Annotated in this window: 31 protein-coding genes; 10 read left to right on the top strand and 21 right to left on the bottom strand. The window is 70.0% G+C overall.

Annotated features, from left to right (window positions below):
• The first annotated feature begins 150 nt into the window (after window positions 1–150).
• Entirely contained in the window at window positions 151–993 is an 843-nt protein-coding gene (locus tag ACN6LM_RS23100; protein WP_445067287.1) for an MmyB family transcriptional regulator, read from the top strand.
• A gap of 43 nt (window positions 994–1,036) precedes the next feature.
• On the opposite strand, the gene ACN6LM_RS23105 is transcribed toward ACN6LM_RS23100, so the two are convergent.
• Window positions 1,037–1,483 (bottom strand): Secondary metabolite protein, encoded by a 447-nt coding sequence (locus ACN6LM_RS23105; RefSeq protein ID WP_445067288.1) that lies wholly within the window; start codon window positions 1,481–1,483, stop codon window positions 1,037–1,039.
• Window positions 1,484–1,923: 440 nt separating this feature from the next.
• Here ACN6LM_RS23105 and ACN6LM_RS23110 point away from each other — a divergent pair, with 440 nt between their 5' ends.
• The 9 genes from ACN6LM_RS23110 to ACN6LM_RS23150 all read left to right on the top strand — a co-directional run bounded on the left by ACN6LM_RS23110 (window position 1,924) and on the right by ACN6LM_RS23150 (window position 8,987).
• Window positions 1,924–2,250 carry a transcriptional regulator gene (locus tag ACN6LM_RS23110; RefSeq protein ID WP_445067289.1) on the top strand — a complete coding sequence of 109 codons (327 nt, stop codon included), beginning with the start codon at window positions 1,924–1,926 and terminating at the stop codon, window positions 2,248–2,250.
• Between the two features lies 1 nt (window position 2,251).
• The gene (locus tag ACN6LM_RS23115; RefSeq protein WP_445067290.1) at window positions 2,252–3,268 is read left to right on the top strand and encodes a hypothetical protein; all 1,017 of its coding nucleotides are present in this window, start codon (window positions 2,252–2,254) and stop codon (window positions 3,266–3,268) included.
• Window positions 3,268–3,972 (top strand): ATP-binding protein, encoded by a 705-nt coding sequence (locus ACN6LM_RS23120; protein ID WP_445067291.1) that lies wholly within the window; start codon window positions 3,268–3,270, stop codon window positions 3,970–3,972. The genes ACN6LM_RS23115 and ACN6LM_RS23120 overlap by 1 nt, the downstream gene beginning before the upstream one ends.
• Window positions 3,973–4,089: 117 nt before the next feature.
• Entirely contained in the window at window positions 4,090–4,656 is a 567-nt protein-coding gene (locus tag ACN6LM_RS23125; protein WP_445067292.1) for a WhiB family transcriptional regulator, read from the top strand.
• On the top strand, window positions 4,653–5,714 hold the full coding sequence (locus ACN6LM_RS23130) for a DUF2637 domain-containing protein (RefSeq protein ID WP_445067293.1): 1,062 nt from the start codon (window positions 4,653–4,655) through the stop codon (window positions 5,712–5,714). The genes ACN6LM_RS23125 and ACN6LM_RS23130 overlap by 4 nt, the downstream gene beginning before the upstream one ends.
• Before the next feature lie 103 nt (window positions 5,715–5,817).
• The gene (locus tag ACN6LM_RS23135) at window positions 5,818–6,042 is read left to right on the top strand and encodes a hypothetical protein (protein ID WP_445067294.1); all 225 of its coding nucleotides are present in this window, start codon (window positions 5,818–5,820) and stop codon (window positions 6,040–6,042) included.
• Window positions 6,039–6,704 (top strand): MobC family plasmid mobilization relaxosome protein, encoded by a 666-nt coding sequence (locus tag ACN6LM_RS23140; protein WP_445067295.1) that lies wholly within the window; start codon window positions 6,039–6,041, stop codon window positions 6,702–6,704. The genes ACN6LM_RS23135 and ACN6LM_RS23140 overlap by 4 nt, the downstream gene beginning before the upstream one ends.
• On the top strand, window positions 6,704–8,476 hold the full coding sequence (locus ACN6LM_RS23145; protein ID WP_445067296.1) for a relaxase/mobilization nuclease domain-containing protein: 1,773 nt from the start codon (window positions 6,704–6,706) through the stop codon (window positions 8,474–8,476). The genes ACN6LM_RS23140 and ACN6LM_RS23145 overlap by 1 nt, the downstream gene beginning before the upstream one ends.
• A gap of 106 nt (window positions 8,477–8,582) precedes the next feature.
• The gene (locus tag ACN6LM_RS23150) at window positions 8,583–8,987 is read left to right on the top strand and encodes a hypothetical protein (protein ID WP_445067297.1); all 405 of its coding nucleotides are present in this window, start codon (window positions 8,583–8,585) and stop codon (window positions 8,985–8,987) included.
• A gap of 283 nt (window positions 8,988–9,270) precedes the next feature.
• Here ACN6LM_RS23150 and ACN6LM_RS23155 read toward each other — a convergent pair whose 3' ends face one another.
• From ACN6LM_RS23155 to ACN6LM_RS23250, 20 genes are all read right to left on the bottom strand, one after another.
• The gene (locus ACN6LM_RS23155; RefSeq protein WP_445067298.1) at window positions 9,271–11,103 is read right to left on the bottom strand and encodes a hypothetical protein; all 1,833 of its coding nucleotides are present in this window, start codon (window positions 11,101–11,103) and stop codon (window positions 9,271–9,273) included.
• Window positions 11,096–11,572, bottom strand: coding sequence for an ABC-three component system middle component 2 (locus tag ACN6LM_RS23160; RefSeq protein ID WP_445067299.1), 477 nt, complete (start codon window positions 11,570–11,572; stop codon window positions 11,096–11,098). The genes ACN6LM_RS23155 and ACN6LM_RS23160 overlap by 8 nt, the downstream gene beginning before the upstream one ends.
• Complete coding sequence (locus ACN6LM_RS23165) at window positions 11,569–12,633, bottom strand: ABC-three component system protein (RefSeq protein ID WP_445067300.1); 1,065 nt, start codon at window positions 12,631–12,633, stop codon at window positions 11,569–11,571. The genes ACN6LM_RS23160 and ACN6LM_RS23165 overlap by 4 nt, the downstream gene beginning before the upstream one ends.
• Before the next feature lie 864 nt (window positions 12,634–13,497).
• Complete coding sequence (locus ACN6LM_RS23170) at window positions 13,498–13,710, bottom strand: hypothetical protein (protein WP_445067301.1); 213 nt, start codon at window positions 13,708–13,710, stop codon at window positions 13,498–13,500.
• 99 nt (window positions 13,711–13,809) lie between these two features.
• On the bottom strand, window positions 13,810–13,917 hold the full coding sequence (locus ACN6LM_RS23175; protein WP_445067302.1) for a DUF317 domain-containing protein: 108 nt from the start codon (window positions 13,915–13,917) through the stop codon (window positions 13,810–13,812).
• A gap of 51 nt (window positions 13,918–13,968) precedes the next feature.
• Entirely contained in the window at window positions 13,969–14,157 is a 189-nt protein-coding gene (locus tag ACN6LM_RS23180) for a hypothetical protein (protein ID WP_445067303.1), read from the bottom strand.
• Between the two features lie 2 nt (window positions 14,158–14,159).
• Complete coding sequence (locus tag ACN6LM_RS23185) at window positions 14,160–15,197, bottom strand: DUF317 domain-containing protein (RefSeq protein ID WP_445067304.1); 1,038 nt, start codon at window positions 15,195–15,197, stop codon at window positions 14,160–14,162.
• Window positions 15,198–15,312: 115 nt separating this feature from the next.
• Window positions 15,313–16,164, bottom strand: a complete 852-nt coding sequence (locus ACN6LM_RS23190; protein ID WP_445067305.1) for a winged helix-turn-helix transcriptional regulator — start codon at window positions 16,162–16,164, stop codon at window positions 15,313–15,315.
• Window positions 16,165–16,188: 24 nt separating this feature from the next.
• A complete protein-coding gene (locus ACN6LM_RS23195) occupies window positions 16,189–17,004 on the bottom strand; it encodes a large ATP-binding protein (RefSeq protein WP_445067306.1) in 816 nt (271 codons plus the stop codon).
• The gene (locus ACN6LM_RS23200; RefSeq protein ID WP_445067307.1) at window positions 17,001–17,666 is read right to left on the bottom strand and encodes a hypothetical protein; all 666 of its coding nucleotides are present in this window, start codon (window positions 17,664–17,666) and stop codon (window positions 17,001–17,003) included. The genes ACN6LM_RS23195 and ACN6LM_RS23200 overlap by 4 nt, the downstream gene beginning before the upstream one ends.
• Window positions 17,663–18,139 (bottom strand): hypothetical protein, encoded by a 477-nt coding sequence (locus ACN6LM_RS23205; protein ID WP_445067308.1) that lies wholly within the window; start codon window positions 18,137–18,139, stop codon window positions 17,663–17,665. Before ACN6LM_RS23205 ends, ACN6LM_RS23200 begins: the two co-directional genes overlap by 4 nt.
• Window positions 18,136–18,303 (bottom strand): hypothetical protein, encoded by a 168-nt coding sequence (locus tag ACN6LM_RS23210; RefSeq protein ID WP_445067309.1) that lies wholly within the window; start codon window positions 18,301–18,303, stop codon window positions 18,136–18,138. The genes ACN6LM_RS23205 and ACN6LM_RS23210 overlap by 4 nt, the downstream gene beginning before the upstream one ends.
• Entirely contained in the window at window positions 18,300–18,899 is a 600-nt protein-coding gene (locus ACN6LM_RS23215; RefSeq protein WP_445067310.1) for a DUF4913 domain-containing protein, read from the bottom strand. Before ACN6LM_RS23215 ends, ACN6LM_RS23210 begins: the two co-directional genes overlap by 4 nt.
• Before the next feature lie 127 nt (window positions 18,900–19,026).
• Window positions 19,027–20,199, bottom strand: coding sequence for a DnaB-like helicase N-terminal domain-containing protein (locus tag ACN6LM_RS23220; protein ID WP_445067311.1), 1,173 nt, complete (start codon window positions 20,197–20,199; stop codon window positions 19,027–19,029).
• Entirely contained in the window at window positions 20,196–20,396 is a 201-nt protein-coding gene (locus ACN6LM_RS23225; protein WP_445067312.1) for a hypothetical protein, read from the bottom strand. The genes ACN6LM_RS23220 and ACN6LM_RS23225 overlap by 4 nt, the downstream gene beginning before the upstream one ends.
• A gap of 26 nt (window positions 20,397–20,422) precedes the next feature.
• Window positions 20,423–21,691, bottom strand: coding sequence for a type IV secretory system conjugative DNA transfer family protein (locus tag ACN6LM_RS23230; protein WP_445067313.1), 1,269 nt, complete (start codon window positions 21,689–21,691; stop codon window positions 20,423–20,425).
• A gap of 79 nt (window positions 21,692–21,770) precedes the next feature.
• Window positions 21,771–22,211, bottom strand: a complete 441-nt coding sequence (locus tag ACN6LM_RS23235; protein WP_445067314.1) for a hypothetical protein — start codon at window positions 22,209–22,211, stop codon at window positions 21,771–21,773.
• 278 nt (window positions 22,212–22,489) lie between these two features.
• A complete protein-coding gene (locus ACN6LM_RS23240; RefSeq protein WP_445067315.1) occupies window positions 22,490–22,972 on the bottom strand; it encodes a hypothetical protein in 483 nt (160 codons plus the stop codon).
• 150 nt (window positions 22,973–23,122) lie between these two features.
• Window positions 23,123–23,620 (bottom strand): hypothetical protein, encoded by a 498-nt coding sequence (locus ACN6LM_RS23245; protein ID WP_445067316.1) that lies wholly within the window; start codon window positions 23,618–23,620, stop codon window positions 23,123–23,125.
• A 25-nt stretch (window positions 23,621–23,645) separates the two neighbouring features.
• A complete protein-coding gene (locus tag ACN6LM_RS23250; protein ID WP_445067317.1) occupies window positions 23,646–24,410 on the bottom strand; it encodes a hypothetical protein in 765 nt (254 codons plus the stop codon).

Below are 24,410 nucleotides of genomic sequence, written 5' to 3' on the forward strand. Positions count from 1 at the left end.
GGCGCGAAGTGGTCCGCACTCTGGGTAGTTGATTGCTTGATTACCCGTTATGTCTGGCTACGCTGAATGACTGAACCATGATCGACCGGATGGGAGGTTGAGCTCCCTATGGCGCATGTCACCCAGTGGGCGCGTCCTAGGGTCGCCCTCATGGAGGCGCGGGGCGGGCGGTTTGTGGATGACGAAGGTGGCGGCGACTCGCTGCCTGAGCTGCTGCGATCGTGGCGGCGGCGGGTGAATCCCGGCGAAATCCCCGCACTGGCCTCTCCAGGCCGTAGGGCGAAGGGCCTGACGCAGCGTGACGTGGCTCGGCTGACCGGGGTGAGTGAACGCTGGTACGGGGCGCTGGAGCGGGGCATGGAAGCCAAGTACTCCGCTGGTTTCCTCGACCGACTCGCGTCGGTGCTGTGGCTGAGCCGCGCCGAGCGCGACGCCCTGTACCTGATGGCGGTGGGCCATCTGCCCGTGGTCGCCGCAGTTCCGGAGGCTGATGCGGCGGCGGAGATGGACAAGGTGCTGCAGCGGTTTCTTGACGGCCAGGCCCCCGATCCCACCTTCGTGACGGACCTGGCCTGGAACGTGATCGGCTACAACGAGCCGCTGCTGGACTGGTTTCCGTGGGCGGCTCACCAGGCGAATCAAATGCGGTGGGCGTTCCTGAGTCCGGAGGCCCGCGAGCAGCTCGTGAACTGGGAGCAGGACTGGGCTCGCTCCTACCTCGGCCAGATCCGCTACGAGCGCGCCCGCCATCCGGACCACGAAGCGCTGCGGCAGTTGGAGCGCGACATCCTCACAAATTCCCCGGCCGCGCGGCGGATGTGGGACCGCCGCGAGGTGGTCGAACACGCCGACGGAGACCTGCGCAGGCTTCGACTTCCCCACCATCGGGGACGAGAAGTCGGCGTGCGGATCATGGCCCTGCGGCCCATGCGCAGCGACCGTCTCCGGGTGATCGTGCTGATGGAAGCAGACTCTGAACCTGACGAGACGTGATCGACGGGAGCGGTGCGCGCTGCTCTGTGTGCGGCCAAGTCCTTTACTTGTCGTCGAGCAGTCCCGACGTGTCCGCCTCGTCGGGCATTCCTTCCAGCCGTCGGGCCTGGTCGATCACGGTGTTCACCATGCTCAGACTCGAAGCGCTGAGACCGTTCGCGCGCAGCGCGACCCGGCGTACCCCCTGGTCGCGCATGGCGGCGACCAACTGGATCTCGGCACGCTGGCGCTCTGCTTCCTCTTCGTCGAAGAAGTAGCCCGGGTTCACGCCGAAGAAGCCGGCCAGCGCACGGATGGTCTGCATCTTCGGGTTCGAGTTGGTGCCGGTGCGGAGCTGCTGGATGGCGCTCGCGGAGATCGTCACGCCGGAGGTGTCGCGGATGCCCTGTGAGACCTCCGCGTAGGTGTAGGGGCCGCGACCCTTCGGGTGCACCTCTCGGAACAGGTAGTCGAGCAACTCCGAGAAGGTGCGCTCGCGCGATTCGGTCATCTCCAGATCTCCGTCATGGTGGCCATCATATCCACCTCAGTGGTGATCAGGGTCAGTCAGGCCCGACGTCTCGCCATTGCAGTTGACGAGGGGACGTAACTGCAATGTACGTTGTTCATCGAGGGCATCCATTGCAGTGTTCCGCTGCTGGTAGGGGCCGGTCCATAAAAGCTGGATTTGGCCCGCGGGTCGCCCTATGGTCCTGGTGCCCACAGGCGGAGATCACTAGCCGTCGGAACAGTCGGGAGGGGAAGGAAACGAGCACGCCCGGGTCATGAAGACCGCAGGGTGCACAGGGGTCGATGAGACCGGCGCCCGGGAGCTACCGACTCCCGAGCACCGGGCCGGCACCCCGAGGGGTACCGATCCACATCTCGCGGGCGGCGGGGCTTTTGCACGAGAACCGCCGCACCGCGTTCCTACGAACAACGGAGTATCACATGCTCGCCACGCCGAGCGTCAACCCAGCCTGCCCGGATACCCGACGACAGCACCGCCTCGCTGCTCAGCTCGCAGAGATGATCCCGGGCGCGGCCACGATCCGAGTCAGCCTCACCGACCCGAACCGGGCGTGGCCCCACCCGGGTGCCGCTATCCGGGACGAGGGCGGGAAGGCCCTGCTGGTGAGCCGGACGACGGCGACGGTCGCCGCCCGCTGGATCCTGCGGGTCTGGCCGGAGGCGGACTGGACCCGGCCGCACACCTTCGACATCCAGCGCGCCGCACTTACTCGCAGCGACCTGGTCGCCGCCGACCGGGGCCGCTGACATGGCTCGGATCCGAACCATCAAGCCGGAGGCGTTCACCTCCGAGTCGCTCGCCGAAGTGACCGTGGCGGCCGAGAGGACCTTCTTCGGGCTGCTCACACAGGCCGACGACCACGGTCGACACCGGGACAACGCGGCGATCATCGCGGGGCTCCTGTGGCCCCTGCGCGCCGAGCACACCTCGGTGCACGTCGAGGACGACCTCAACCAGCTCGCGAACGCCGGACTGATCTGCCGGTACACCGGCTGCGACGGTCGCCGCTACCTCCACGTCATGACCTGGTCCGAGCACCAGAAGATCGACAAGCCGAGCCAGTCGCGTCTGCCCTCGTGCCCGCAGCACCAGGCCGCCGACCGGTGCGCGCCGTGCAAGGGATCCTGCGCGAAGCCGGTCGAGGGCTCGCCCTCTGCTCCCCGAGGCTTCGCCGAGGGCTCGGGGAGGGTTCCCCGACTCCTCGATCTGCCTGCCGTGCCCGGCTCGACGATGCCGGACCAGGCGGACGGGCGTGCTGCCGACCGGCAGGAGGCTGCTGGCGGCGCCATCGGCGCACGCGGGCAGGCGGGAGTTAAAAGTGCAGGTCAGAACGCGTTCTCCGAGGAGTCCCCGAACCTTCCCCGAAGCCTCCCCGAAGGCTCGGCGCCTGGATCTAGGATCTTGGATCCTGGATCTTCTTTCCCTACGGGGCGCACGGCGCCCGCAGTCGGCGTCTCCGCCAAGGACCTCGTCGGGGAGTACGTCGCCGGGTGCGGCGAGCGCCCGCCGAGTGACGTGATCGGGCAGCTCGGGCGGATCACCAAGAAGCTCCTGGGCGAGGGCATCGCGCCGGAGCACATCCGGGCCGGGCTGGCGAACTTCGCGGCCAACCCGAAGCACCCGAGCGTCCTGGCCAGCATGGTCAACGAGGCGATGAACGCCCGCCCGGGCGGTTCGGCGCGGCCGGGAAACCGGCCTAACATGCCCGCTCATCAGGCGTGGACCAACCCGGCCAACGCCGCCGCCTACGCCGAGGAGCTGTGATGCGCACCCGTCACCGCGAGCCGCAGCTCCTCGGCAACGAAGCCACGCTGGAGCGCGTGGCCGGGATCCTGGCCGCCCGCAACATCGACCCGGCCGCAGCCACGATCCCCGACGGCCCCGAGCCCTTCCGCCCGCTCGATGCCCTGCCGGCAGGGATGCCCCCGCGGTATCAGGCGGCGGTCGCCGACCACCCCACGGTCCTGGACTGGGTCCGGGAGGTCAGCGAGGCGGCGGTGGCCCCGAGCAGGGGAGCCCGGCGGCAGGTCGCCACCGGTCCGAGCCTGCTGATGGCCGGGGTCGTCGGCGCGGGCAAGACGTACCAGGCGTACGGCGCGGTCCGGGCGCTGGTGCAGAGCGGGGTCGGCGTTCGCTGGCGCGCTACCACTGCTGCCGACCTCTACGCCGATCTCCGCCCCCGCCCCGGGGTCGACAGCGAGCGGGAGCTGGCAGCGGTCAGCCGCTGCCCGCTGTTGATCCTCGATGACCTCGGTGCGGCCAAGGCGAGTGAGTGGGTCGAGGAAGTGACGTACCGGCTGATCAACCGCAGGTACAACTACGAACTTCCGACGCTGATCACCACCAACCTGGCGATCAGGGACCTCCGCTCCTACCTCGGCGACCGCGTCGCCAGCAGGCTCGCGCAGATGACCACCCGGGTCGAGTTCGAGCCCGTCGACCTCAGACGCCGCAGCGCCGCCGCCTGACCGGCCGCAGACCGCCACACCGGGCCGCACCTTCCGCACGCGGCCCCGACACCTACCGACACAGCGCACCTCTCCGCCGACGCCCCTTGCGCGCGGAGAGCGATCGGAGCACCCCGCATGACCCGCACGACGAACAACCCTGCCCGCCACCGCCAGCTCGGCGACCACACCTGGCAGGCCGATGCCGTCTGCCAGAGCACCGAGTACAACGCGGTGGACCCCGAGATCTTCTTCCCGGAGCCCGACGAGACCGTCAAGATCGCCACCGCGAAGGCCCTGTGCGGGCAGTGCCCCGTGCGCCGTACCTGCCTGGACGCCGCCCTGGAGAGCAGCGACGCCTACGGCATCCGAGGTGGACTGACCGAAGAGGAGCGTCGGCCCCTGCACGAGAAGATCGCCCACCGCCTCGACTACAGCCGCGTCAACGACACCATCGCCGGCCGCGACGTCCACCTCAGCAAAGCCGAGCGCCGCGCGGTCGTCCACGCCGCCTTCCGCCACGGGGTGAGCGAGCAGCGCCTGGCCTGGCTCCTGAAGATCACCGAGGAACACGCCCAGAAGCTGTACCGCGAGACCCGCCGCGCGCTGCGCAACCGAGACCTCCACCAGGCGGCGAAGCCCCCTGCGCCGGCCGAGATCAGCGGTGAGTGCCTGGGCCGCGACGACTTCGGGACGGCCGCATGACCACCACCAGCATGACGAAGCCGGCGCACATTTCCGGCTGGGACCGAGCAGTCGTCATCGCCCTCGGGGGCGCGGGCTGCGCGCTGTCGTACGACGCCCTCCAGCAGATGGCCGTCGCCATCCACATCCGGGGCTTCCTGACCTACCTCTTCCCTCTGGTGATCGACGGGTTCATCGCCTACGGCGTCCGCGCCCTCCTGGTCCTGCGCGACGCACCGCTGCGCGCCCGGCTCTACGTCTGGACGCTCTTCGGCACGGCCACCGCCGCCAGCATCTGGGCCAACGCGCTCCACGCGGTGCGGCTCAACGCGGACGCGGTCGCCGGCACCGGTCTCCGGCTCGGTGACGCGGTGGTCGCGGTGCTGTCCACCATCGCCCCGCTGGCCCTGGCCGGAGCGGTCCACCTCTACATCCTCATCGCCCGGGGGCAGGCCAAGAACAGTGACCGGGAGGACGTCGGTCAGTCCGGTCACTTCGGTCAGACCGGCCGGGGGGACGCCACCGAGGTCACCCGGGCTGACCGAGCCGGTCAGCCACAGGCAGCGACCGGGCAGGTCACGGCCGGTCAGCCGGTCACCGCCCTGACCGGCCGGCCGCCGCTGTCCCTGACCGAGCCAGCCGCTGATGCCCGGTCACTGACCGGGGACACGACCCCGACCGGCGACAGCCAGTCGGTCACCGGCGACCGCGATAGGGGCCACGGGGCCTCTGACCTGCCGGGACAGACGGACATCGCGCGGCAGGTCACTGACCGCCCCGGCGACGCAGCCGCGGTCACCGGCCAGCAGGACAGCCCGGCGGCGGTCACCGCCCCGCCGGTCACCCCGTCGCAGGTCACTGACCGAGCCGCCCGGACACCCGGTCGCCGTGACCCGGACACCGAGGAACTGCTGAAGATCGCCCGGTCAGCGGTCAGGGCCGAGGACAAACTGACCCGCAAGGTGGTCGCCCAGGCCATCCGCGGTCAGCAGATCCCGCTCTCCAGCGACACCCTGACCGCCCTGATGGCCCAGCTCCGCGAGCAGCACCGCCAGCCGGTCACTTCCTCCCGGCCCTGATCGAACTTCCCACGGAGCGGGTGACCGGCACGGTCACCCCGGCTGGTCACCCGTTCCGTACGCCTGCCCGGCGCCCCGCCCCAGTAGAAGCGGAGAACACCTGATGCGTACCCACCCGGCAACCGCCGCCGAAGTCGACTCCTGGCTGACCGTCCTGCACCAGCACGGACACCTCCACCGCGCCCAGTCCGGCCCCGACACCACCTGGATCGTGCAACGCGAGCAGCACGACCGGCCCTGGACCCTGCACCACCCCGTCCTGGCCATGGACTGGATCGAGGAACTCGTCCGCGAAATCCAGCAGCAGGACCCGGAGGCGAGCCGGTGAACACCAACGACCCGGTGGCCACCCCTGCTGGACAGCAGCGTGACTCCACCACGGCTCCTGGCGGAGCAAGCTATCGCGTACGACGGTCCTACGGCCCGACGTACGCACTTGCCCCCGCCCAGGAGGGCGAGGGAAGCCCGGCTGGTCCCCGAGCGAGGGCGCTCGGGGACCAGCCGGGCAACCGGCACCAGGGGGCGCCGGTCACCGGGGGAGAAGCCGACAGCGACGCCCACCGCGAGCAGCCGAGCCCGAGCACGCCCGCCTTCCCCGACCGCACCCCGCGCCGCCGCAGCCGTAACCCGAGTGAGCGCGCCCGCAAGACGACCACGCGCCTCTCCGACACCGAGAAGACCGAGATCGCCGACGCCGCCACCCAGCGCGGCGTCACCGTCGCCCGCTTCCTCGCCACCGCCGGCCTGAGCGCCGCCCGCGGACACGCCGCCGTGCACAGCAACGAACAGCTCGACACCGCCATCGACGAACTCGCCGCTCTGCGCACCGCGCTGGCCCGGATCGGCAACAACATCAACCAGATCGCCTTCGTCCTCAACAGCGGTGGCCACCCGCGCGCCGGTGAACTCGAACACGCGCTGGGTGCGCTGACCGAACTTCTCGCCCGCGTCGATGACGCGGCGAACGACCTGGTGGTAAGGCGGCTGTGATGGTTCCCGACATCGGGCGCGGCTCCCGTACCCACGGCCTCCTCGTCTACCTGTACGGCCCCGGACGGCGCGAGGAGCACACTGACGCGCACCTCGTCGGCTCCTGGGACGGCTTCGCCCCCGACCCCGGCCGTGACACCGGCCTCGACCCCGACCCGAAGGTCACCCTCGCCCGGCTCACCGCCGCCCTGGACCTGCGGGTCAATCAGGCCGGCGACCGCGCGCCCGCCAAGCACGTCTGGCACTGCTCGGTCCGCACCGCCCCCGGGGACCGGCGGCTGGACGACGAGGAGTGGAACGCCGTCGCCCAGCGCATCGTCCACGCCACCGGCATCGCCCCGGCCGGAGACCCAGACGGCTGTCGGTGGATCGCCGTCCGCCACGCGGAGGACCACATCCACATCGTCGCCACCCTCGTACGCGGCGACCTGCGCAACCCGCGCCTGAACTACGACTTCAACAAGGCCCAGGCCGAATGCCGCCGCATCGAGAAGGAGATGGGTCTGCGGCGCCTGAACGCCGGCGATGGAACCGCAGCGAAGAATCCCAGCAGCGCTGAGAAGTTCAAGGCCGAGCGCACCGGACGCCCGGAGACCTCGCGCGAGACGCTCCGTGAAGCCGTTCGTCGAGCCGTGGCGGGAGCGGATTCGGAGGAGGAGTTCTTCACGCGGCTCCGCGAGGCGGGGGTGCGGGTGAAGCTGCGGCACGCTCCGTCCGGTGACGCGCTCGGCTACAACGTGGCCCTGCCCGGCGACCGCAACCGCGACGGAGCCCCGGTCTGGTACCCCGGCTCCAAACTGGGCCCCGACCTTTCCCTTCCGAAGATCCGCCTACGCCTCACCGACGGTGCCGCCGAGCCGAGCGCGCCCGCGGTCGGCGCTGACCGGACGAACTGGTCACCGCCCGCTCGTCAACGACGCAACGTGGTCGTCATCGCAGAGCGCTCGGCCACGCTCCTGGAATGCGACGAGGATGGCGAGGCCGCCGCCCAGCTCGTCGGCGTAGGAGAACTCCTCGACGCGGTGGCCCAGACCTCACCGGCCACCACCCGCGCCGAGCTGGCCGCCGCAGCTCGTGCCTTCGAGCGGGCGACCCGCAGTCATGTCCGCGCCGAACGCGCCGACACCCGGGCTCTCCGCTCAGCCGCCCGAGGCATCGTCCAGGCCGGCGGCGCGCTCGGCCGAGGCGAGGACGGCGGTACTACCGCCATGCTCCTATCCACCCTCGTCCTGGTCACCCTCGCCGCCGCCCGCTGGCACTCCGCGCGTGGACACGCCCAGCAGGCCCATGCCTCCCGACAAGCCGCCGCGCACCTGCGCATTGCCTACCGGCAGGCCGCTGCCGCCCCGATGCGCGTGCTACACGACCAAGGCCGCGCCCTTCCTGACGCCCAGCGCCACACGTACGAAGCCACCCTTCGCGCCGTCCTGCCGGAGAAGGTCGTACGGGCAGGAGGCACGGAAGCGAGGACCGACGCCTTGGTTGCCACCCTCGCCCAGGCAGAGCGGGCAGGCCATGACTCCGAAGCCCTCCTGCGCCAGGCCATCGACATGCGCGAACTCGACAGCGCCGACGACGTGAACGACGTCCTGGTCTGGCGCCTGCGGCGCATCGCCCAGCTCCCGGCACACCCGGGCGACGGTGCCCGTCGTCCGCAGGCCACCACTCGCCAGGCCACCACGCCGAGCAGCCGCACCAGCGAACGGAACGCGACGGCAGCCGCACCGCTCGGGACTGTTCAAGACCCCAACCGCCGCTCGCCGGGACGCTGACCAGGCCGAACCGGTAGTCGACCACCGACCGAGCGGCCGCCGCGAAATGTATGGACAGTCGGTTTCACCGGCTGTTACGGATGAAGACAGGACCGACAACCGGGAGATGACGCTCGTGCTCAGAACCACCACCCGAACCACGGAGCCGGCACCCGCGCTGCCCGTCCTCCCCACTGGTACCGACCCCCTGCTGCAGCTCCAGACCGAGACCCGGCCCGCCGACGGACCCGGGGCGATTCGCTGCGTCGGCCACTCACGCCAACTCGCTCTCGGCGGCATCCCCGTGATGTGCTCCGCCTGCCGTGCCCGACGCGACTGGCTGCTCATCAACCACGGCCGCAACGTCTGGGTCCGCTGCCGGTGCGGCAACCAGTGGTTCGAGCCCGAGATCAGTCGCGCCGACTTCGACGCCTTGGTCGGCGGCCCGCACGGGACGACCTACCCGAGCGTCGAGGCGGGCTTGGCGGCGCTCGGGTTCGACGGCATATTCGCCGGCACTTACATGGAGTAGGCGAACACAGGGACGAATACGCGGCCGTCTGGGTCCCAGCCCTCGGGGCCGCCGCTCTATGATCTTCAGCTACTGGCGTGCGCCGGGTCGGTAGCCTGAGCTTCGGCGAATGTGCCGTGAGCGGTCGATCGGTCGAGCAGGCTGAAGTGCATGTCACTGGCGGTGAACCGGGTGCAGGCACAGGACGACCAGGACGAGCATGTAGAGGTGGCGGCGATGGTTGCCCCGGCGCGGACCGTGGTCGCGGTGTTCATCGTCGCCGCTCAGGCGTGGCCGGTGCGGCTCAGGTCCGGTCGGTGGCGCGGGGGCGCGCGGGGAAGAAGCCGGGGCGGGCTCCGCTGCCGCTGAAGGTGATGATCCGTGCATGCTCGAGGACGTCCGGGGGCGGCGTGGCGTTCTCGACGACGATCGCCTGACCGGGGAAGGCCAGGAACGAGCGGTAGAAGTGGTCGATCACGTTGGGGGGGATGCGGTCGGCGTCATAGTCCGGCTCTTTGTACGTCACCAGCGGAGAGTCCAGGACGAGAAAGCCCAGGTGTGGGAGTCTGCGGTCTAGGCAGTAGCGGGCCAGGGCGATCGAGAACGCGGCGTGCAGCAGTGCGCGCATGCCCCGGCCGTGGCCTGCGCGCGCCGTTCCGCCGGCCGTCACGTCCCCGCTGTAGGGGTCGTAGCCGGCACCCTCCACGTCGGGGATCCGCCAGGAGTCCAGGGTGCGTTGCAGGAGCTCGTCGAACGATGCCAGGATCCTGCCCGCGATCAGGGATTCCCGCCGCTTGGACGGCAGGGCGCCCTGGGCCACCAGCTGGGAGCGGTGCTCCTCCAGCTCGTCGAGCCGGGCGCGCAGTTCCAGGTCGCGTTCGACGCGCAGTCGCTCGGCGACGATGTCCTGCAGTCCCTCGCGCAGAGGGGCCAGTCGGGCTTCGATCTGCGCCAGGGACCGGTCGGCCTCGGCCGTCTGTGCACTCAGGGCGGTGCGGTGTTCGGCCAGTTCGCCGCGCTGGCCTTCCAGTCCCTCAATGGTCAGACGGAGATCGGCGAGAAGGGAGTGGGTCTTGGCGGACTCTACGAGCACGGCCTCGTGCAGCTGCGTGGTCTCCTGATGGCCGTGCTGGACCTGCTGGTGTTCGGGGTCCGCCCCGCAGAACACGCAGCGGCCGACCTGGAAGTAGCCCAGGAGGTTGCTGGCCTCGCTGACCATTTCCAGCCGCGCCAGGTCCGTCTCGTACTGTTGGCGCAGAGTGTCGAATCGCCCCAGCAGGTCGAGCACCTCGCTCAGGCGTGCCTCCAACTCGGCTTCCTTCTGTGTGAGTTGTGAACGATCGGTGACCGCGCGGGCCTGCTGCTCGGACTCGCGGGCCAGCGAGCGGGCCATGTCGTTGAGGCTGTCCTCTAACCGGGCCAGCTGATCTCGCTGCTCGCTGGCGGTCTGGTCGCGGGAGAGTTTGGTATTCAGGTCCACTGCCAGCGCGTCGATCAGACTGATCTTGCCCCGCTGGACGCGCCGTTGAGCAGCATTGGGGAGTTTGGTCGCCGGGGGCTCGTCCTCGCCGGTCAGCATCAGCTTCATGACAGAGCGCGCGGTGGTCCTGGCCGCCGTGCCGCGCGTGCGCTGCGAGGGCGGATTCGGGTCGATCATGCGGGTGTCGGTGACCACGCTGAGGTGGGTCAGGTCGGCCAGTTTGAGCAGGTCGGTGTTGCCGCCCTCGTTGGTGCGGACGTAGGTGTCGTCCAGCCCCAGCTTGCTGAGCAGGTAGTGCGAGATGTCCTTCCGGCTGCGGATCCTGCGGGCCGAGACGACCGCGTCAGGAATGGCGTGGGACAGCTCCCTCAGGTCGTCCTGGTGCACGTGAATGCTCTTGCCGCCGGGCTTACGGACCAGCGTGAGGGGCCTGCCGTCGGGCAGAAGCAGGCCGAGTAGGATCTGTCCGTATCCTTCGGCGCGCGGGATCGAGGGACGGACATGACCGCCGAGCATGTAGTCGATGGAGTCGACGAGGAACGTTTTGCCCGTGTTGGAGGATCCGTAGATCACCGTGAAATTGGGGTCGAACTCCACGCTGGCCGTCGGCAGCCCCGCGCCGGCGTATGTCAGATGGGTCAGGGTGAAGTTAGCCATGGCCGACTCCCAGGTGCTGCAGACCCGCGGTGAATTCGTCGTGCCAGCGGGTCGTTATGTCCCGCGTGGCCGCCACGGCATCCGTGGTCGAGGCGAACTGCTCCACGGCCCACTGCGCGCGCTGCCGCAGCTCGCTGACGTACGGGGCTTCCAGGATGCCGACGAACCCCGAGCCGCGCTGGGTCACCTGGTAGACGAGCCCGTCGCCGGTTGCCTCGACCGTGGCTAGGCCGGCGCGCAGCAGCACCTCCAGCCCTTCCTGCACCATCTGCCGTTTCATGCCGAGCTCGCCCGGCTGGGCGGGCAGGCGGGGATGAAGGCTGGGCGGACCGCCGTCGAACTGGCTGCTGTGCAGCATGGCGTGGTCCAGGACCACCAGCCAGGACAGGTCCAGGGGGTGGGGATGGCTGCGTGCCAGCAGAACCAACGTCCGCATCCCGACTTCGACGGGGCTGTTGAGCGGGTTCATCGGCAACCTCCTTTGCACCAGTGCAGCTTGTCGACGTTCGCCAGCTGGTGGCACATGCCCTGACGCTGGCTGTTGCGGAAGAGGTGCAGAAGCGGCGACCCGGTGAGGGTCATCTGTCCGGAGGCTCTCAGTACCTGCTGGAGGCGGTTCCACCCCGAGGGGTAGTCGTTGGCGGCCACCTCGATCAGGTTGGTCAACACGTCGTCCTGCAATTCCTCGTAGGTGTCACCCGCGATGCTCTCTCGTGCATACATGCGCAGGGCCTCCGCGTCGAAGAACGCCACTCGCTGCCGCCCGAGATGCTCTCCCGAATCCGGGTGCTCGAAAGCGTGCTGCACGGTCGCGATACCTTCGCCGAACCTCTCCTGGTAAACGTCCAGGAGTTGCTGGAGGTAGCGCGCCTCGTTGACCTGGGGCTCGGGAGGGGGAAGGAGCTTGCGGGGCTTGCCGGTGGGTGGCAGGTTGAAGCGGGAGGCGAACAGCGGCGACTTGCTGTAGACCTCCAGGACCTCGTCCAGGTTCACGGTCCAGAACATCGAGAAGTCAGTGCTCTCCGCCAGCGCCCGTATGGCCTCACGGGTCTGCGCGGGCAATGCGGCGACCGGTTTGGTCCGCCCGTCGAGGTAGGTGAGGAACCGGGCCTTCAGTGTGGCCGGGGTCAGCACCATGTCCTTGAGCCGGGGGTGGATCTTCGGTGCCACGAAGATGTACCGGGCGGGGAGCGTGCGGCTCGTATCCACCGTCGCCACGAACGGTTTGAGCATCTCGGGCAGTGCGTCGTCGAGCGTGAGGTCGGCGGTGTAGTGCTTGCACTGGTAGCAGTGCCAGACACCGTTCAGCCGCTGCTCGCTCATGAAGGCCACGACGTCGGCGCCGCGGTCGTTGGTCCCGCCGAGGACTTCCACACCGAGGTAGCCGAAGTCGTCCCTGCGCATGCGGACCCACTCGCAGGTGAACTGCTCCCACTGCTCCGGCGTCCAGTAGAAGACCTGCTGCAGGGGTGTCCGGGTGTCGAACTGGTTGTGAGGCACGACCGACGACGGGGGCACATACTGCGACACGGACACACCGTCCGCGCCTCTCGGGCCGCCGTCCTGCGGTATTGCGTTCACTTCGCCCCCCGGTACGCCCGTTCCCCCCACTACACGCCGCTGCCCAACTTTTACCATTGGGGATTGTCCATGGACAGGGCGCCTCCAAGGGGCAGACCTCTGCCGGGTCCGGTACCGGGCGGACTCCCCTGCAGGGGCCGGGCGCCTGCAGCGTGCCGGTGTGCGAAGCGAATGCGCACTCGCCCTGGACCAGGGGGTTCCCGGGTGCGGGGAAATCCTGGACGGTGACGGACGAATACGAGCGCGTCGCTGCCCTCTGGGCACAGACACTTTCTGCTGTGCTTTGGAACTGTGCACGGGGGCTTCAAGCGTACGCAACTCACGGGTGGACGCACGACGAGGCCGCCCTTGCCCGAGCGGCGTGGGGCGGCCTTCGGCGGTCCTCGGTCAGACTCCCGAGAGCCGGTTAGAGAGGTCGAGGGCGTCGGTCGCGAGAGCGAGGGCGGCGCACAGGCCCGGTCACCTCATACAGGGTCGGATGGACCAGGCGCGCCCAGTCGTCCGGGGCAGCGGGCCAGGAACCGGTGAGCACCTCGGCAGTGGTCAGGCCCAGATGCACCGCGACGTCTGACGTCCCAGCCGCTGCGCGATGCGGGCTCCCAGCGCAGTCGGATGCGCCCGAGGGGAAGCCTGGGAGTTCCGGCAGCGAGCCAGGTGACGTCGAGGGGGCCGTCGGGGCAGACGGAGATGCGCTGGAGAAGTGCGCTGTGCACGCCGTGCGGCATGGGGCGCACCGCGACAACGTGCAGCGAGAGCCGAGGCGCGGGACGCGACAGTGAAGAGATTGAAGCCTCCGTGGTGGTTGAGAAGGGATCAGGCCCAGGTGAGGGCGTCACGCGCGCCCACCTGGAGGTAGTCCTCCTGCCCGTCGTCGGTGATGTACGCCGTGCCGTCGCGGACGACGACCTCGGTCCCCACGAGGTGGGTGAAGGGGAAGTCGGGGTTGATGGCGAGACGGACCGGCAGGTTGGGGTCGAGTTCCTGGAGCTGGCGGAGCAGGTGGCCGACGGTCAGGTACTGGGGCAAGGGAGTCTCCGTGAACGGTGGACATTGAGGGGCTGGTCGGCTCGACGACAAGGAGTCGTCGAGCTGTCGGTGGATGTATGAGCGGAGCCTGATCAGCAGTCAGTACCAGGAGTTGGTGACCAGGGCAGCAAGGAATCCGGCAACGGCCTCGGAGGGGGTGTGGAGACCGAACTCCTGGACCCATGCGTCGCCATCGACGGGCTGCACACGGACGTGCCAGACGATGTTGCGCTGCCAGGCCGACGGGTCTTCGGGGAGTCAGCCGACGTAGACACAGCCGTCGGGGCTGGTCGCGTGGACGTTGGCCTCGGGGATGTCGACGATCGCCCAGCCGAGACCGTCCAGGAGATCGAGCACCGGGCCCGCACCGTGGTCGGCGGAGAGCCAGTGGAGAGTATCCGCCGTGGGGCAGACAGCGGCCAGAAGGAGGGTGACAGAGGTGCTCACGGTTAGATGGATCCCTTCGTTGACCTGCGGTTTTCCCGACACCCGTACGTTGGCATGCGGCATACCGAAGCGCGTAGTCGTTTCCCAGCGAGGACGTCTGCCGCGGGCGAACTGGGGCCGCTGGCAGGCGACGGGAGACCGGGGAATGGACGGCCCACCGCGGTTGTCCTACATGGGTTGCGGTGACGGGCCGCAGGCGAGAGAAGGGGGAGCAGGGGATGGCCGAGGCGAGCAGACACTGGGACGGCGCCGCACTGGAACGCAAGATCCGCGCCGCCGGACGGCCCTGGACCGTGGGCGACATCGCGATGGTCGCGGACGGCCTGTGGGAAGTCGGCGCACAGCCCGACCACTGGCCGGACGAGGAGACGGTGGAGCGCCGGGTCGCCGAAGGCCGGCGAGTGGAGCTGACGATGGAGGAGCTGGCCCGCGCGGTGGGCCCCCGGGCCGAAGAGGGCCACCGCGAAGGTCGCTTCGGCACGAGTGCCCCAGCCCGGCGGGCCCGCCCACAGCTCGACGGTCGTGCGGTCGGAGCCGTAGCCGCGTCGGTCGATGAGGATGCCCGCTTGGTCGTCGGGAGCGATGATCTCGACGGTGCCGAGTTCAGCACCTCCGTCAAGGGTCCAGCCGGCATCGGTCAGCGGCCGGACGGTGTCCCTCCAGGGGACGGCGGGCCCCGTCAGGAAGCGGCCGGGGGTGTCGGAAGCGATGGCTTCGTCGTAGTCCTGGACCAGTGCGGTGGTGAGGCCGGCGACTATCTCGGCCGGGGTGACGTGGTTGAACGTTGCCGTCCAGCGAGGCGCGGAGAAGGCGTCCTCGGCTGCGCTGATCTTCCACAGTTCGAAGTCGTCGCCGAACCAGCCGATTCGAATCCGTTGGTCGGGAGAGGTGACGAGGAGCTGGCAGGGGCCCTCATCGAGGTACTGGTGAGGCCACTGGGCGACTGGTGCGAAGCCGGCTTCGCCGGTCCCGTTGGAACCAGCCAGATACATGGGGCTGACCAGCACCTCTTGCTGGTACGGGTCGTCAGGGGCGTGCATGGTCGAGTCTCTGGAAGCGAAGGAGGGGAGCGGATCCGCGGGCGCAGCGGCGGGAGTCGCTGGAGCGAACGCGTATGCCGTGGCGGCGCCGAGTGGCCTCTGGTTCTCAGGCCCGTCACCGGCCCCGGCCCGGTGCCGACTGGGCGGTTACGGCCGCCGGTACCCGCGGTTGCGGCTGAGGCGCGTGGCTGAACATGACGTTGGACGCGGCGGCGCTCCGCCGCAGGGCAGCCGAGGCCCGGGCGCCGTCGGCCCCCGCCCCCAGCGGAATGCCGGCGTGGGCGCACGTAGCTGCCTCTACCGGTCGCGACGCCGCTGCTTCACTTCGCAGCGCGAAGGGCTGGCTCCAGTGCTCGACACTCGCGTAGACGGCCCCCAACGCCTGGCCGGCATCCGTGAGCACGTACGGGTCTCCGTGCCGGGAGCCCGTCCGCGCGACCAGGCCATCGGCCTGAAGCCGGAGGAGTCGCTGCGGCGCGAGGCCACTGCTCAAACCGGCCTGCTCGACGATGTGGGTGAACCGCATCGGGCCGTCAGCCGAGTCGAGGGCTCGAATCACGGTAGTTGAGTGCCGGAGATGCAAGCGGCGCAGCGCGTCCTCAACACGCTCGGCTTCGGCCATCTGCTCCTGTGTCAGGTGGGTGCGGGACCAGTCCGACACCGTGCGGAGGACGGGGGCCAGTGATGCGCCGAGCGCGCTGAGTCGGTACGGCGCTCCCCGCCGGTCGTGATCGCGGATCACCAGTCCGTCCGTGTGCATTGTGGCCAGCCGTTTGCCGACGAACTGCTCGCTGACGAAGGGGAGCCGGGCAGCAACATCACGGACGCGCACGGGGCCGTTCACCTGGGCCAGGGTCATCGCGGTCCAGGTGGTCCACTTGGGCCCGATCCGGGCGAGAGCCTCCTCGACGCGTTGGGCGTCGATGGAAGCGATGGAGAAGGTGGGAGGCAGGCCGGTGGCAGGCATGCTGGGGTCCTTATCGGGATGAGGTCAGCGTGAGCGGGGGGCCGCGAGGGAGGTCCTGGCGGCGGGCGTGGCGACCGAGTCGGCGAGCGTGCCTGACGCTGTCTGCGTGGTGGTGCGGCCGAGGGCGGCGGACACCCGTGAGGTCGTCGCGCGACCATCACGCAAGGCGGCTTCACCCTGCGAAGTGAGCGAGAGGAGCTGGCCGGGCCGGTACACGCTCTCGGTGGTGTCCTGATGCAGTAGCCCGTCGGTGACCAGCCGCTGCACGGTCTGCGGGAAGACCGCTGGGTCCTGCCGCTGGGCCTTCTCCCGTGAGATGTACGGGTCCTCGCCGATCGCGTTGCGACGAAAGCGAACGCCTCCGGCCGCAACGACTTCGAGGGCCGCCAGCCCGCGCTGCCCGGCGATGGCCCGGTCGGGCATCGTCTTCTGGCCCTGCCCGTGGCCCCTGTTGGTCGCGCGTTGTGCAGGCTCGGGCGAGGAAGGAAGCCGACGGTAGGCGGACAGGGACTCGACGAGCTGGCTGTACGCCCGGTCTTGCTGCGCCAGAACGTCTCCGAGTTCGGGGAGTGCGGTCCGCAGCAGCGCGTACGACACCTGGGCGCGGCCGACTTCACCGCGACCAGCACCTTCGAGCAGCCGCTGCGACCGCCGGACCGCGTTGAGCACGCTCTCGTGTCGCTCGTCCAACGCCGCCGCGGCTTCGATGACGCGCGTTGCGGCCTGGTGCAGCGGCTCCTCCGGACCAAGCGCGAGGGCGGGCACGCTGACGTCCCCGACACCGAGCACTTCGACGACGAGATAAGGCCCAGGGTGCGTGTCTGCGTCGAACGGGTTCACTCCGTCGCCTCCATCCGGGCGAGCAGGGAGCGGACCAGAGCGGGCAGGCTCCCGGGATCGTCACCGAGCCGAGGGCGGTCGCTCGCTTCGCGGAGCAGAAAGGCGTCATCGAGCAGGCCGCTGGAGATCTCCATGCAGGCGTCGGTGATCCGGGCGGCGGCGAGCAGTGACTGGGAGAGAACTTCGACGTAGTCGTCCGGCGCGAGGCCGGCGGCCTCGGCTGCGTTGCGGACCGCCTCCAACTCAAGCGCGCTGAAGGCGAAGTCGAACTCGTCGTCCCGCTCGGTTCCGCCGGTCGGGGCGCCGATCGGTGTGCAGGGCTCCGCGGGGATGCCCACGCGGGTACAGATGTCGTCGACCGAGGAGGTCAGCTCGGCGAACGACTCGGTGAGCCACCCCAGCGCGGAGGCGTATGAGGCCAGAGCGAACAGGCCCGCCGAACCAGCGGAGCGTGGCTCGGCGGCCAGGAAGCCCTCGAACCGGTTGTTCAGCCCGGTGATCACACGGGGCCCAGCGGCCAGCGGCCCCAAGACGGGATGCAGGTAGGAGCGGGCGGCAGCCGTCGGGTACTCGGCGGCAGGGATGCCGCCGACGTTCTGCGCGGCCTCGGTGAGGAGATCCGTTAGCTCTGAACGGGTCAGCGCAGTAGGGTCGTTGGTCATCGCTGGGCGGCCTTTCGAGGGGCAGCGGCCGAGGGCGGCGCTGTTGACGGTGTAGTCGCGCGGCCTGCTGTCGGCCGTTCGGCAGTGAGCGTCGAGCGGGACCGGGCGGCCTGCACGCGGGCCTCCGTGGCGGAGTCCGGGCCGCCCTTTTGCTGGGGGCCGGTCCGCAGGTGGGCCGTGCGGTAGACCGCGTAGTCCTTCCGGCTGCCGGCGGCTACGAGGTAGATCTCGCGCTTGTGCGTCGAGGTCGGCGGGGCCTGACGGAACTGGATGACCAGCCGGTAAGCGACCTCCGGGTCGACGTACACCTTGTGGAAGCCGGCGAGACGGCCTTTCAGCGGCAAGCAGTCGTCGCTTCCCTGGACCAGGTTCTGCAGCTCCAGCAAAGCCAAATCGCGAATCCCAGCGGGGAGTTCCCGCAGGTCGGCGATGGCGTCAGGGTGCGCGGCGAAGGCGAAGCGGGCGCGGCTCACAGCAGCCTTCCCTGGGCCGGGTGCCGGCTGTGGGAACCATCGGGCTTGGTGTGGTGCGGGGACGGCGCCGTGAAGTCGCCGACCCGGAGAGCTTCCATCGCCTCTTCGGAGGCATCGTCGGTCGGCGAGAGGTCGTCGAGGACGAAGTCGAGGTCGTCGTTCACGCCGCCACCCCCGACTGCTTGGGCGCCGGGGTGGCCAGCACGCGGTGGTTAGGGCGAGTTGCGCTGGTCGTGCAGGCCGCGAAGGGCCCGTCGGGGGCTCGTAGGTGCGCCAGGGTCTGGTCCAGGTGGTCACGGTGCCAGGTCGAGGGGCCGGACAGGCCGGCCTCCGTGTCGGTGAACTGCTGCCAGGCGAGCCAGAGTGCGTGGAGCCGGGCGACGGCCTCGGGGTGCTCGTGCCAGTTGGCGCACCAGGGACGGCTCGTGCTGATCTCCCGGCCGTACACCGGCAGGAAGAGGTAGTTCACCCAGTCGCTGAGGGCGGCGAGTTCGACGGCGTACGCCTCGCCGCCCAAGGCGAGGATGGACACCGAGGAGGGGCCGTCGGCCTTCTTGCCGTCAGCCGTCTCGGCTTCCGGAGCGCCGTCCGGCGGCTGGATCGCGACGGATTCGGGTTCGGAGCCGAGGCGGTCGAGGATGACGCCGTGCTGCCTGACCTCGGCCATGGTCTTGGCGAGGGTGCTGGCGAGGTCGTCAAGGTCTGCGTCGGCGACGCGGTACGGCTCGGGGCCGGGGGAGGTCGGGCTGGTGTCGGCCATGGGGGTGTGCTCCATCTGTGAGACGGCGACATGCCCGAGAGGATCCGGAGAATCAGCGGTTTGGCCCGGCCGGAAGAACGCGGTAGTGGAGCGCTACGGGTCGGCGTTTGACAGGGAAGGCCGACACTCACGGCCGGCCGAGCGAGGGTGGTCGGCCTGCTGACAGCGTGGGGAGACGGCTGGCCGGGGCTGAGGGTGACGCGACTGGGCGGGGTGTGCTGCGGGCGCGGGCGGCCTTGACTCGGTCGGGCGGCGGCTCGCCCGTCGGCGCAGCGGATGCCGTGGCCCTCGGAGCCGGACCGCCGTTCGCGGTAGCCCAGCGGGTGCGGACCTCGTCAAGAGGACCGAGCGCATGCAGGGCGTGGTTGATCAGCCGACCAGGCCCCAGAACCTCGTCCTGGGCCAGGGCCCGGACGGCTCGTGCGGAGGCGGCGGCGGTGCGGGTCACTGAGGAGCGCATCACCCGCTGCCCGAACCAGTCAGCGCTGCCGGGGACCATGCCTTCGCACACGGAGGCCAGCTGCTCGCTCGACACTGTGCCGTCGGCCAGCAGACCGCGTCGCTGGGCTTCCCAGAGCAGGGTGATCCGGTCGATGGGTTCACCCCGGTGGTGCAGCGCGCCCAGGCACCGGTAGAGCTGTCCGTGGGCCGGGTCGGCGAAGTCTCCCGGACGCAGCCAGGCGACCACCTCGCCCATGGCCCCCGGCTGTTCGGCGAGTACGGCCAGGAGGAACCGCTCGTCCTCGGCGACCTGTGCGCTCTGTGCCGGAGGCGGGACCTCCGTGACAGCAGAGGGCCCAGCGGTGGGCGGGACCGGTCGGGGGTCGGTTCCCCAGCGACGCGCAAGATCGGTGAGTACGCCGGTCAGGGCGTCCGCCGTACGCAACGCTCCCTCGACCTCGCCCTGGACGGCGTCGGCCCGAGCCGCCTGGTGGAGACGGATCGCGTGCTGGGCGACGGTGCGGTGAATCGCTCCCTCCAGCACCATGCGGCCGTACACCGGGGCATGCTCGGTTCGGGGACACGCCTGGATCAGGGTGTGGGCGTACGCCGCGGTCAGCCCGCGTACGTGCTGGCCGGCCTCCTCGACCGCGTCGGTCACCCACGACAGCGGCAACGGACCGTCGGCCGAGAGTGCAGGATGCCCGTCGTCGCGCTGCTTGCGGAGGGCGTCGAACAGCGCCTGGTGGACGGGCCGGCAGAAGTGGCCCGCAGCGAGCCAGTCCAGGTACGTGAGCTGCTCGGGGTCGAGGAGCACGGCGCCGAGGACCGCCTGCTCGGCACTCATCAGCGGGTTCACCGTCGGCCGCCGGGATCAGCGGAGGGCGTCTCGTCCTGCCGGATATGGAGGTTGGCGACTGCCCGGTCGGCAGCGGCTATCGACAGGGCGAAGTCGTCCAGGGCGGCGGTGAAGGCAGGGTCGGAGGCTGGGATCGAGCCGGCACCGCCGTCAAGCCACCACCGGCCACCGCGCAGAACGACCGGAGCGTGGGCCAACCGGCCTTGCTGTGATGTGGGCGCGCTCATGCCGACAGTCCGAGATCGTCCTGGTCGATGCTCTTCGCGAGGGCACGCTCGGTGATCGCCTTCGTGGCACGTGCGGAGGCAGGCCCGACGACCTTGGCGGAGGGCTCCTTGTACCAGGGTTTGAGGTTGAGCATGGCGACCCGGATGCCGGTGGCCAGCAGCAGAACCTTGCCCTTGGGCAGGGCGCGGATGGCGTCCGGCGGAAGGATCCGCTCGGTGCGCATGCTCACCGAGGTGGACTTGCCGCCCTCGCTGGTCGACACCGAGGTGGTCTGGACGTCATGGTCGCCGACCTGACGGCTGAGCCGGTCGGCGAAGTCCGCGTCGTCGATGCCAGATCCGATGATCTTGACGGTGGCGGCGGAGTACAGGGCGTCCATACCGGCCTCGCCCCAGCACCGCTGGCCCTGACGGTAGGACTGCAGGATCGTCATCGGGATGACCCCCCGACTGCCCAGATGCGAGTAGAGGTCGGGTAGATCGGAGATTCGGCAGACGTTCGCGGCCTCATCGAGGACGCACAGAGCAGGCGGGTCGAGCCGACCGCCGGAGCGCTCGGCGACGATCACGGCCGCGCGCATCACGGCGTCGGCCGCCGCCGCGATGATCGCCGACGCGCTGCCGCCGCCGTCCTTGCTCAGCAGGTACAGGGTGTCGCGGGAGGTGGCGAAGGTGAACGGCTGGAACTCGGGGAGATCCTTGTTCGGGGTGACCCAGGCGGCGACGTCAGGGTCGAGCAGACAGCTCGCGTACTGCCGCGCCGTCTCATAGATTCCGTCGCGGGTTTCGGTCGCGCCGGAGACGGTGCCCTGGAGCTGGGCCGCGACGGCATGGTGGCCGGCGTCGGTGAGCAGGTCCACCGGGGTGCGGTCGGCCGGCATCGCGAGCCAGGCCAGGACGTCGGTGATCGGCCGCCGGTGGGACGCGGCGGCGAGGAAGAGGGCGCCGAGGGTGTTGCTCGCGGCGGTGGACCAGAAGTCGGAGCCGCTGGACTCGTCCACGCTCGCGGTGACGAAGTGCCCTGCCAGCCTTTTCGCCCCGTCGAGGTCGCGGGCGTCGGCGAGAATGTCCCACCACATCTCGCGCGGGTGGTGGGCGATCTGCTGCGGATCGAGGGTCCAGATCGTGCCGACCTCGGCGCGTGCGTCCACCGTGGTGGTGAAGGCGTCGTTCGCGGCCTTGTTACTGGTGAGCAGGACTGGACCCGGTGCCGAGAGGATCGCGGGGATCGCCAGCCCGGACGTCTTGCCGGAACGCGGGGCCATGATCGCGACGATCACGTCCTCCCAGGACGCGCGGACCTCCGCACGGCCGGGATCGAGGGTGCCGAGCAGGATGCCGCGGTCAGCGGGCAGGACCTCTTTTACTCTCCCGGCCGCCCAGGCTCGGGCGCAGGCTCTTCGCCTTGGCGACGATCTCCTTGTCCAGCAGCGGCGCCAGGTCCGCCTTGCGGGCGAGGCCGGACTTGGACCCGGCACGCCAGCGCACCCACAGCACCGCAGCGGTGACGACCAGGGCCACGGTGAACAAGCCGGGGACGACGCGGGCACCGACCATGAGCCTGCTGGTGTTCAAGGTCGGCCACAGCACCTCCGGGTGCAGCAGCGCGTCCGTGACGCGGAAGGGGGCCCATATCCCGCTCCCGACAAAGGCATTGGTGAGATTTCCGGTCAGCCAGGCGACAGAGCCGAAAGCCACGACGGCGCCGAGGACGCCGAACAGCAGGTAGAGGAGCGCGTCCGACCCGGTGGTGGTCGAGGGCGCGCTGGTACGCGGGGAAGGCACGGCGGTTCCTTTGGGTGTGCGAGCGGGCGGGGGCGGGGCGCGCTCGGCTCTCGTGCAGCTCATGGGGTACTCCTGGAGGTCTGAAGCGGAACGTTTCAGCGGGGTCGGCCGGCAGAACGAGGCGCGGGTGGCAGTGCTGCGGTGGCCGGCGGAGTGCCAGCCGACGGCGATGTTCCGGCGCGCGGCGAGGAGGCGCGGGCAGCCCGCTGCCGGTCTGAATTGGCGTTTCGGGCAGCGGACGGCGCAGGAGCAGCCTCGGCACCGAGGGCATCGTCGAGCTACTCCCGGCTGCGCAGGACGTTGACCATCTGGTGGTGCCGGGGGTCCGTGCGCTCTGCGGGACAGGCAGCGAGACCGTCCTCGGCGACGTCCAACTGCTCACGGACGTCCTGGAGCATCCCGTACGCGGCTGCCAGCCGCGTCCACGTCTCGAACGCCGGATTGTGCTGCGGGTCGTCGAAGTCGAGACGGGCGCGAGTCCAGTCGGCGGCAGAGGCGACGAGTTCGGTCACCTGGGGCAGAGCCCCGACCAGTGCGCCGTTGACTTCCTTGATGATGCCCGCCACCTCATCGGGCGCGGCATCCTCGTGGAGGCGGGAAATCATCCGGCGGACCGAGTAGGGATCGGCGGAAGCGCTGGGCAGGTGCCTGACCTGCAGCGGCTTGTCAGAGCCCGGTGCCGCGCTGCGGTGGGCGAGCCGGATGTTGTGCTGCATGGCCGCACCGACGGCCTCGCCGATGCTGGAGTAACACTCGGGCACGTTTGCCTCTTCGGGTGAGTGGTCCTTGACGGGTGGTTCGAGCGGGGACGCGCGACGTACTGGTGGCCGACGGCGAAGAGAGCCTCCGGGGTTACCGTCGGGGGTTGCGGCGCGCGACGGGTGCCCCGCCGCAGCAGGGCACCCGGGCAGTCAGAAGAAGGGATTCTCTGTCGGCCGGTCGGCCCCGGTGGCGGCTCGGAGCAGTTCGGCGAGGTCCTGCGGCTCGGACGACCTCTGGTCTATCCACCACCCGGCACGGGTCACCGTACGAGCGCTCTCCTCGATCTCCGCCCACTCCGCTTCGCTGGTCGTACCTTCGGTGACCAGTGCGGTGTAGGCGCTGGTCAGGCCCTGGTGACGACAGCGCACGCCCCAGGGCACGGCCCGCTCGGTCCCCTCCAGGGGAGGCATCCGGTACTGCTCGGACCAGGCTTCGGACGCCGTCTGCTCCTCGGCGCGCTTCGCCTTGAGCCAGGCAGCCTTGTCCTGCTCGTCGCCTTCGTTCGAGGCACGCCAGCAGTCCGTGCACTCCTGCCTGGAGAGCCACTCGGCAAAGCCGGCGCGGCGGTCAGCCGGTCGGTCGGACAAGTCGCGGTCGGCATGGTGACCGCAGGTGTGGTCGATAGGCCAGATCGTCTTCACGGCCATGGAAGGGCCTCCTTGAGGAGTTGGATCAGCGGTTGCGGGAGTACGCGATGCGGGGGTCAACCGGCCGGACCGCCGCTGTGGAGACGGCGGAGGCGGGGACCGGCGCCCTGCCCGGGATACCGGCGCGGGCCGGGCTGGCGGCGAGCGCGGCGGCGCTCAACGGAGACGCGCGCGCGAAACCATGGCCTCGCTCCCGCGCGGCGGCCGGCGTCGCAGCAGGGCGGGGCCGGGCCGTCACCTCTTGGGCGAGGCGGGGCTGCACTGCGACCTGGAGCCCCGAACGGTGCAGGGTCACCGTGGCGTCGGCGACTTTCCGCAGCGCCTCGACGCGATCGGTGGTCGCGGGGAGCGTGTAGATGTCCAGGCTCGAGTTGTGCCGCCAGCCGTCCTCCACCAGCGCGAGCGCGGTGAGGCCGGAGACACGGCCGTCGAGGGCTGCGACGATGCCGAGCTGCGGGTGATCGGCGAAGGCGACGTCTGGTTCACCGAGCGGACCGCGGTCGCGTACCTGTGCCCTGTCGGGCGCCAGAGCAGGGTCCAGCGCGACGTCCACATCGACCTGGTAGCCGGCCTTGCGCAGCAGCTCGATGGCCCGACTCGTACGGCCGTATCCGTCACGGTTCTGGTCGGCCAACGCGTACAACGTCGGCTGGTCGGGGACGGGATGGAAGTCGAATCCCTTGAGCATCCAGGTGCTGGCCGCGAGGTTCTTCGGGTTCGCGGCCACGATGCCGTGGACGGGGTGGTGGCCGAAGGCCAGGTCGGGCAGCACGTCGTAGTGGCTGGGCAT

The organism is Streptomyces sp. SAS_281, from assembly GCF_052542855.1.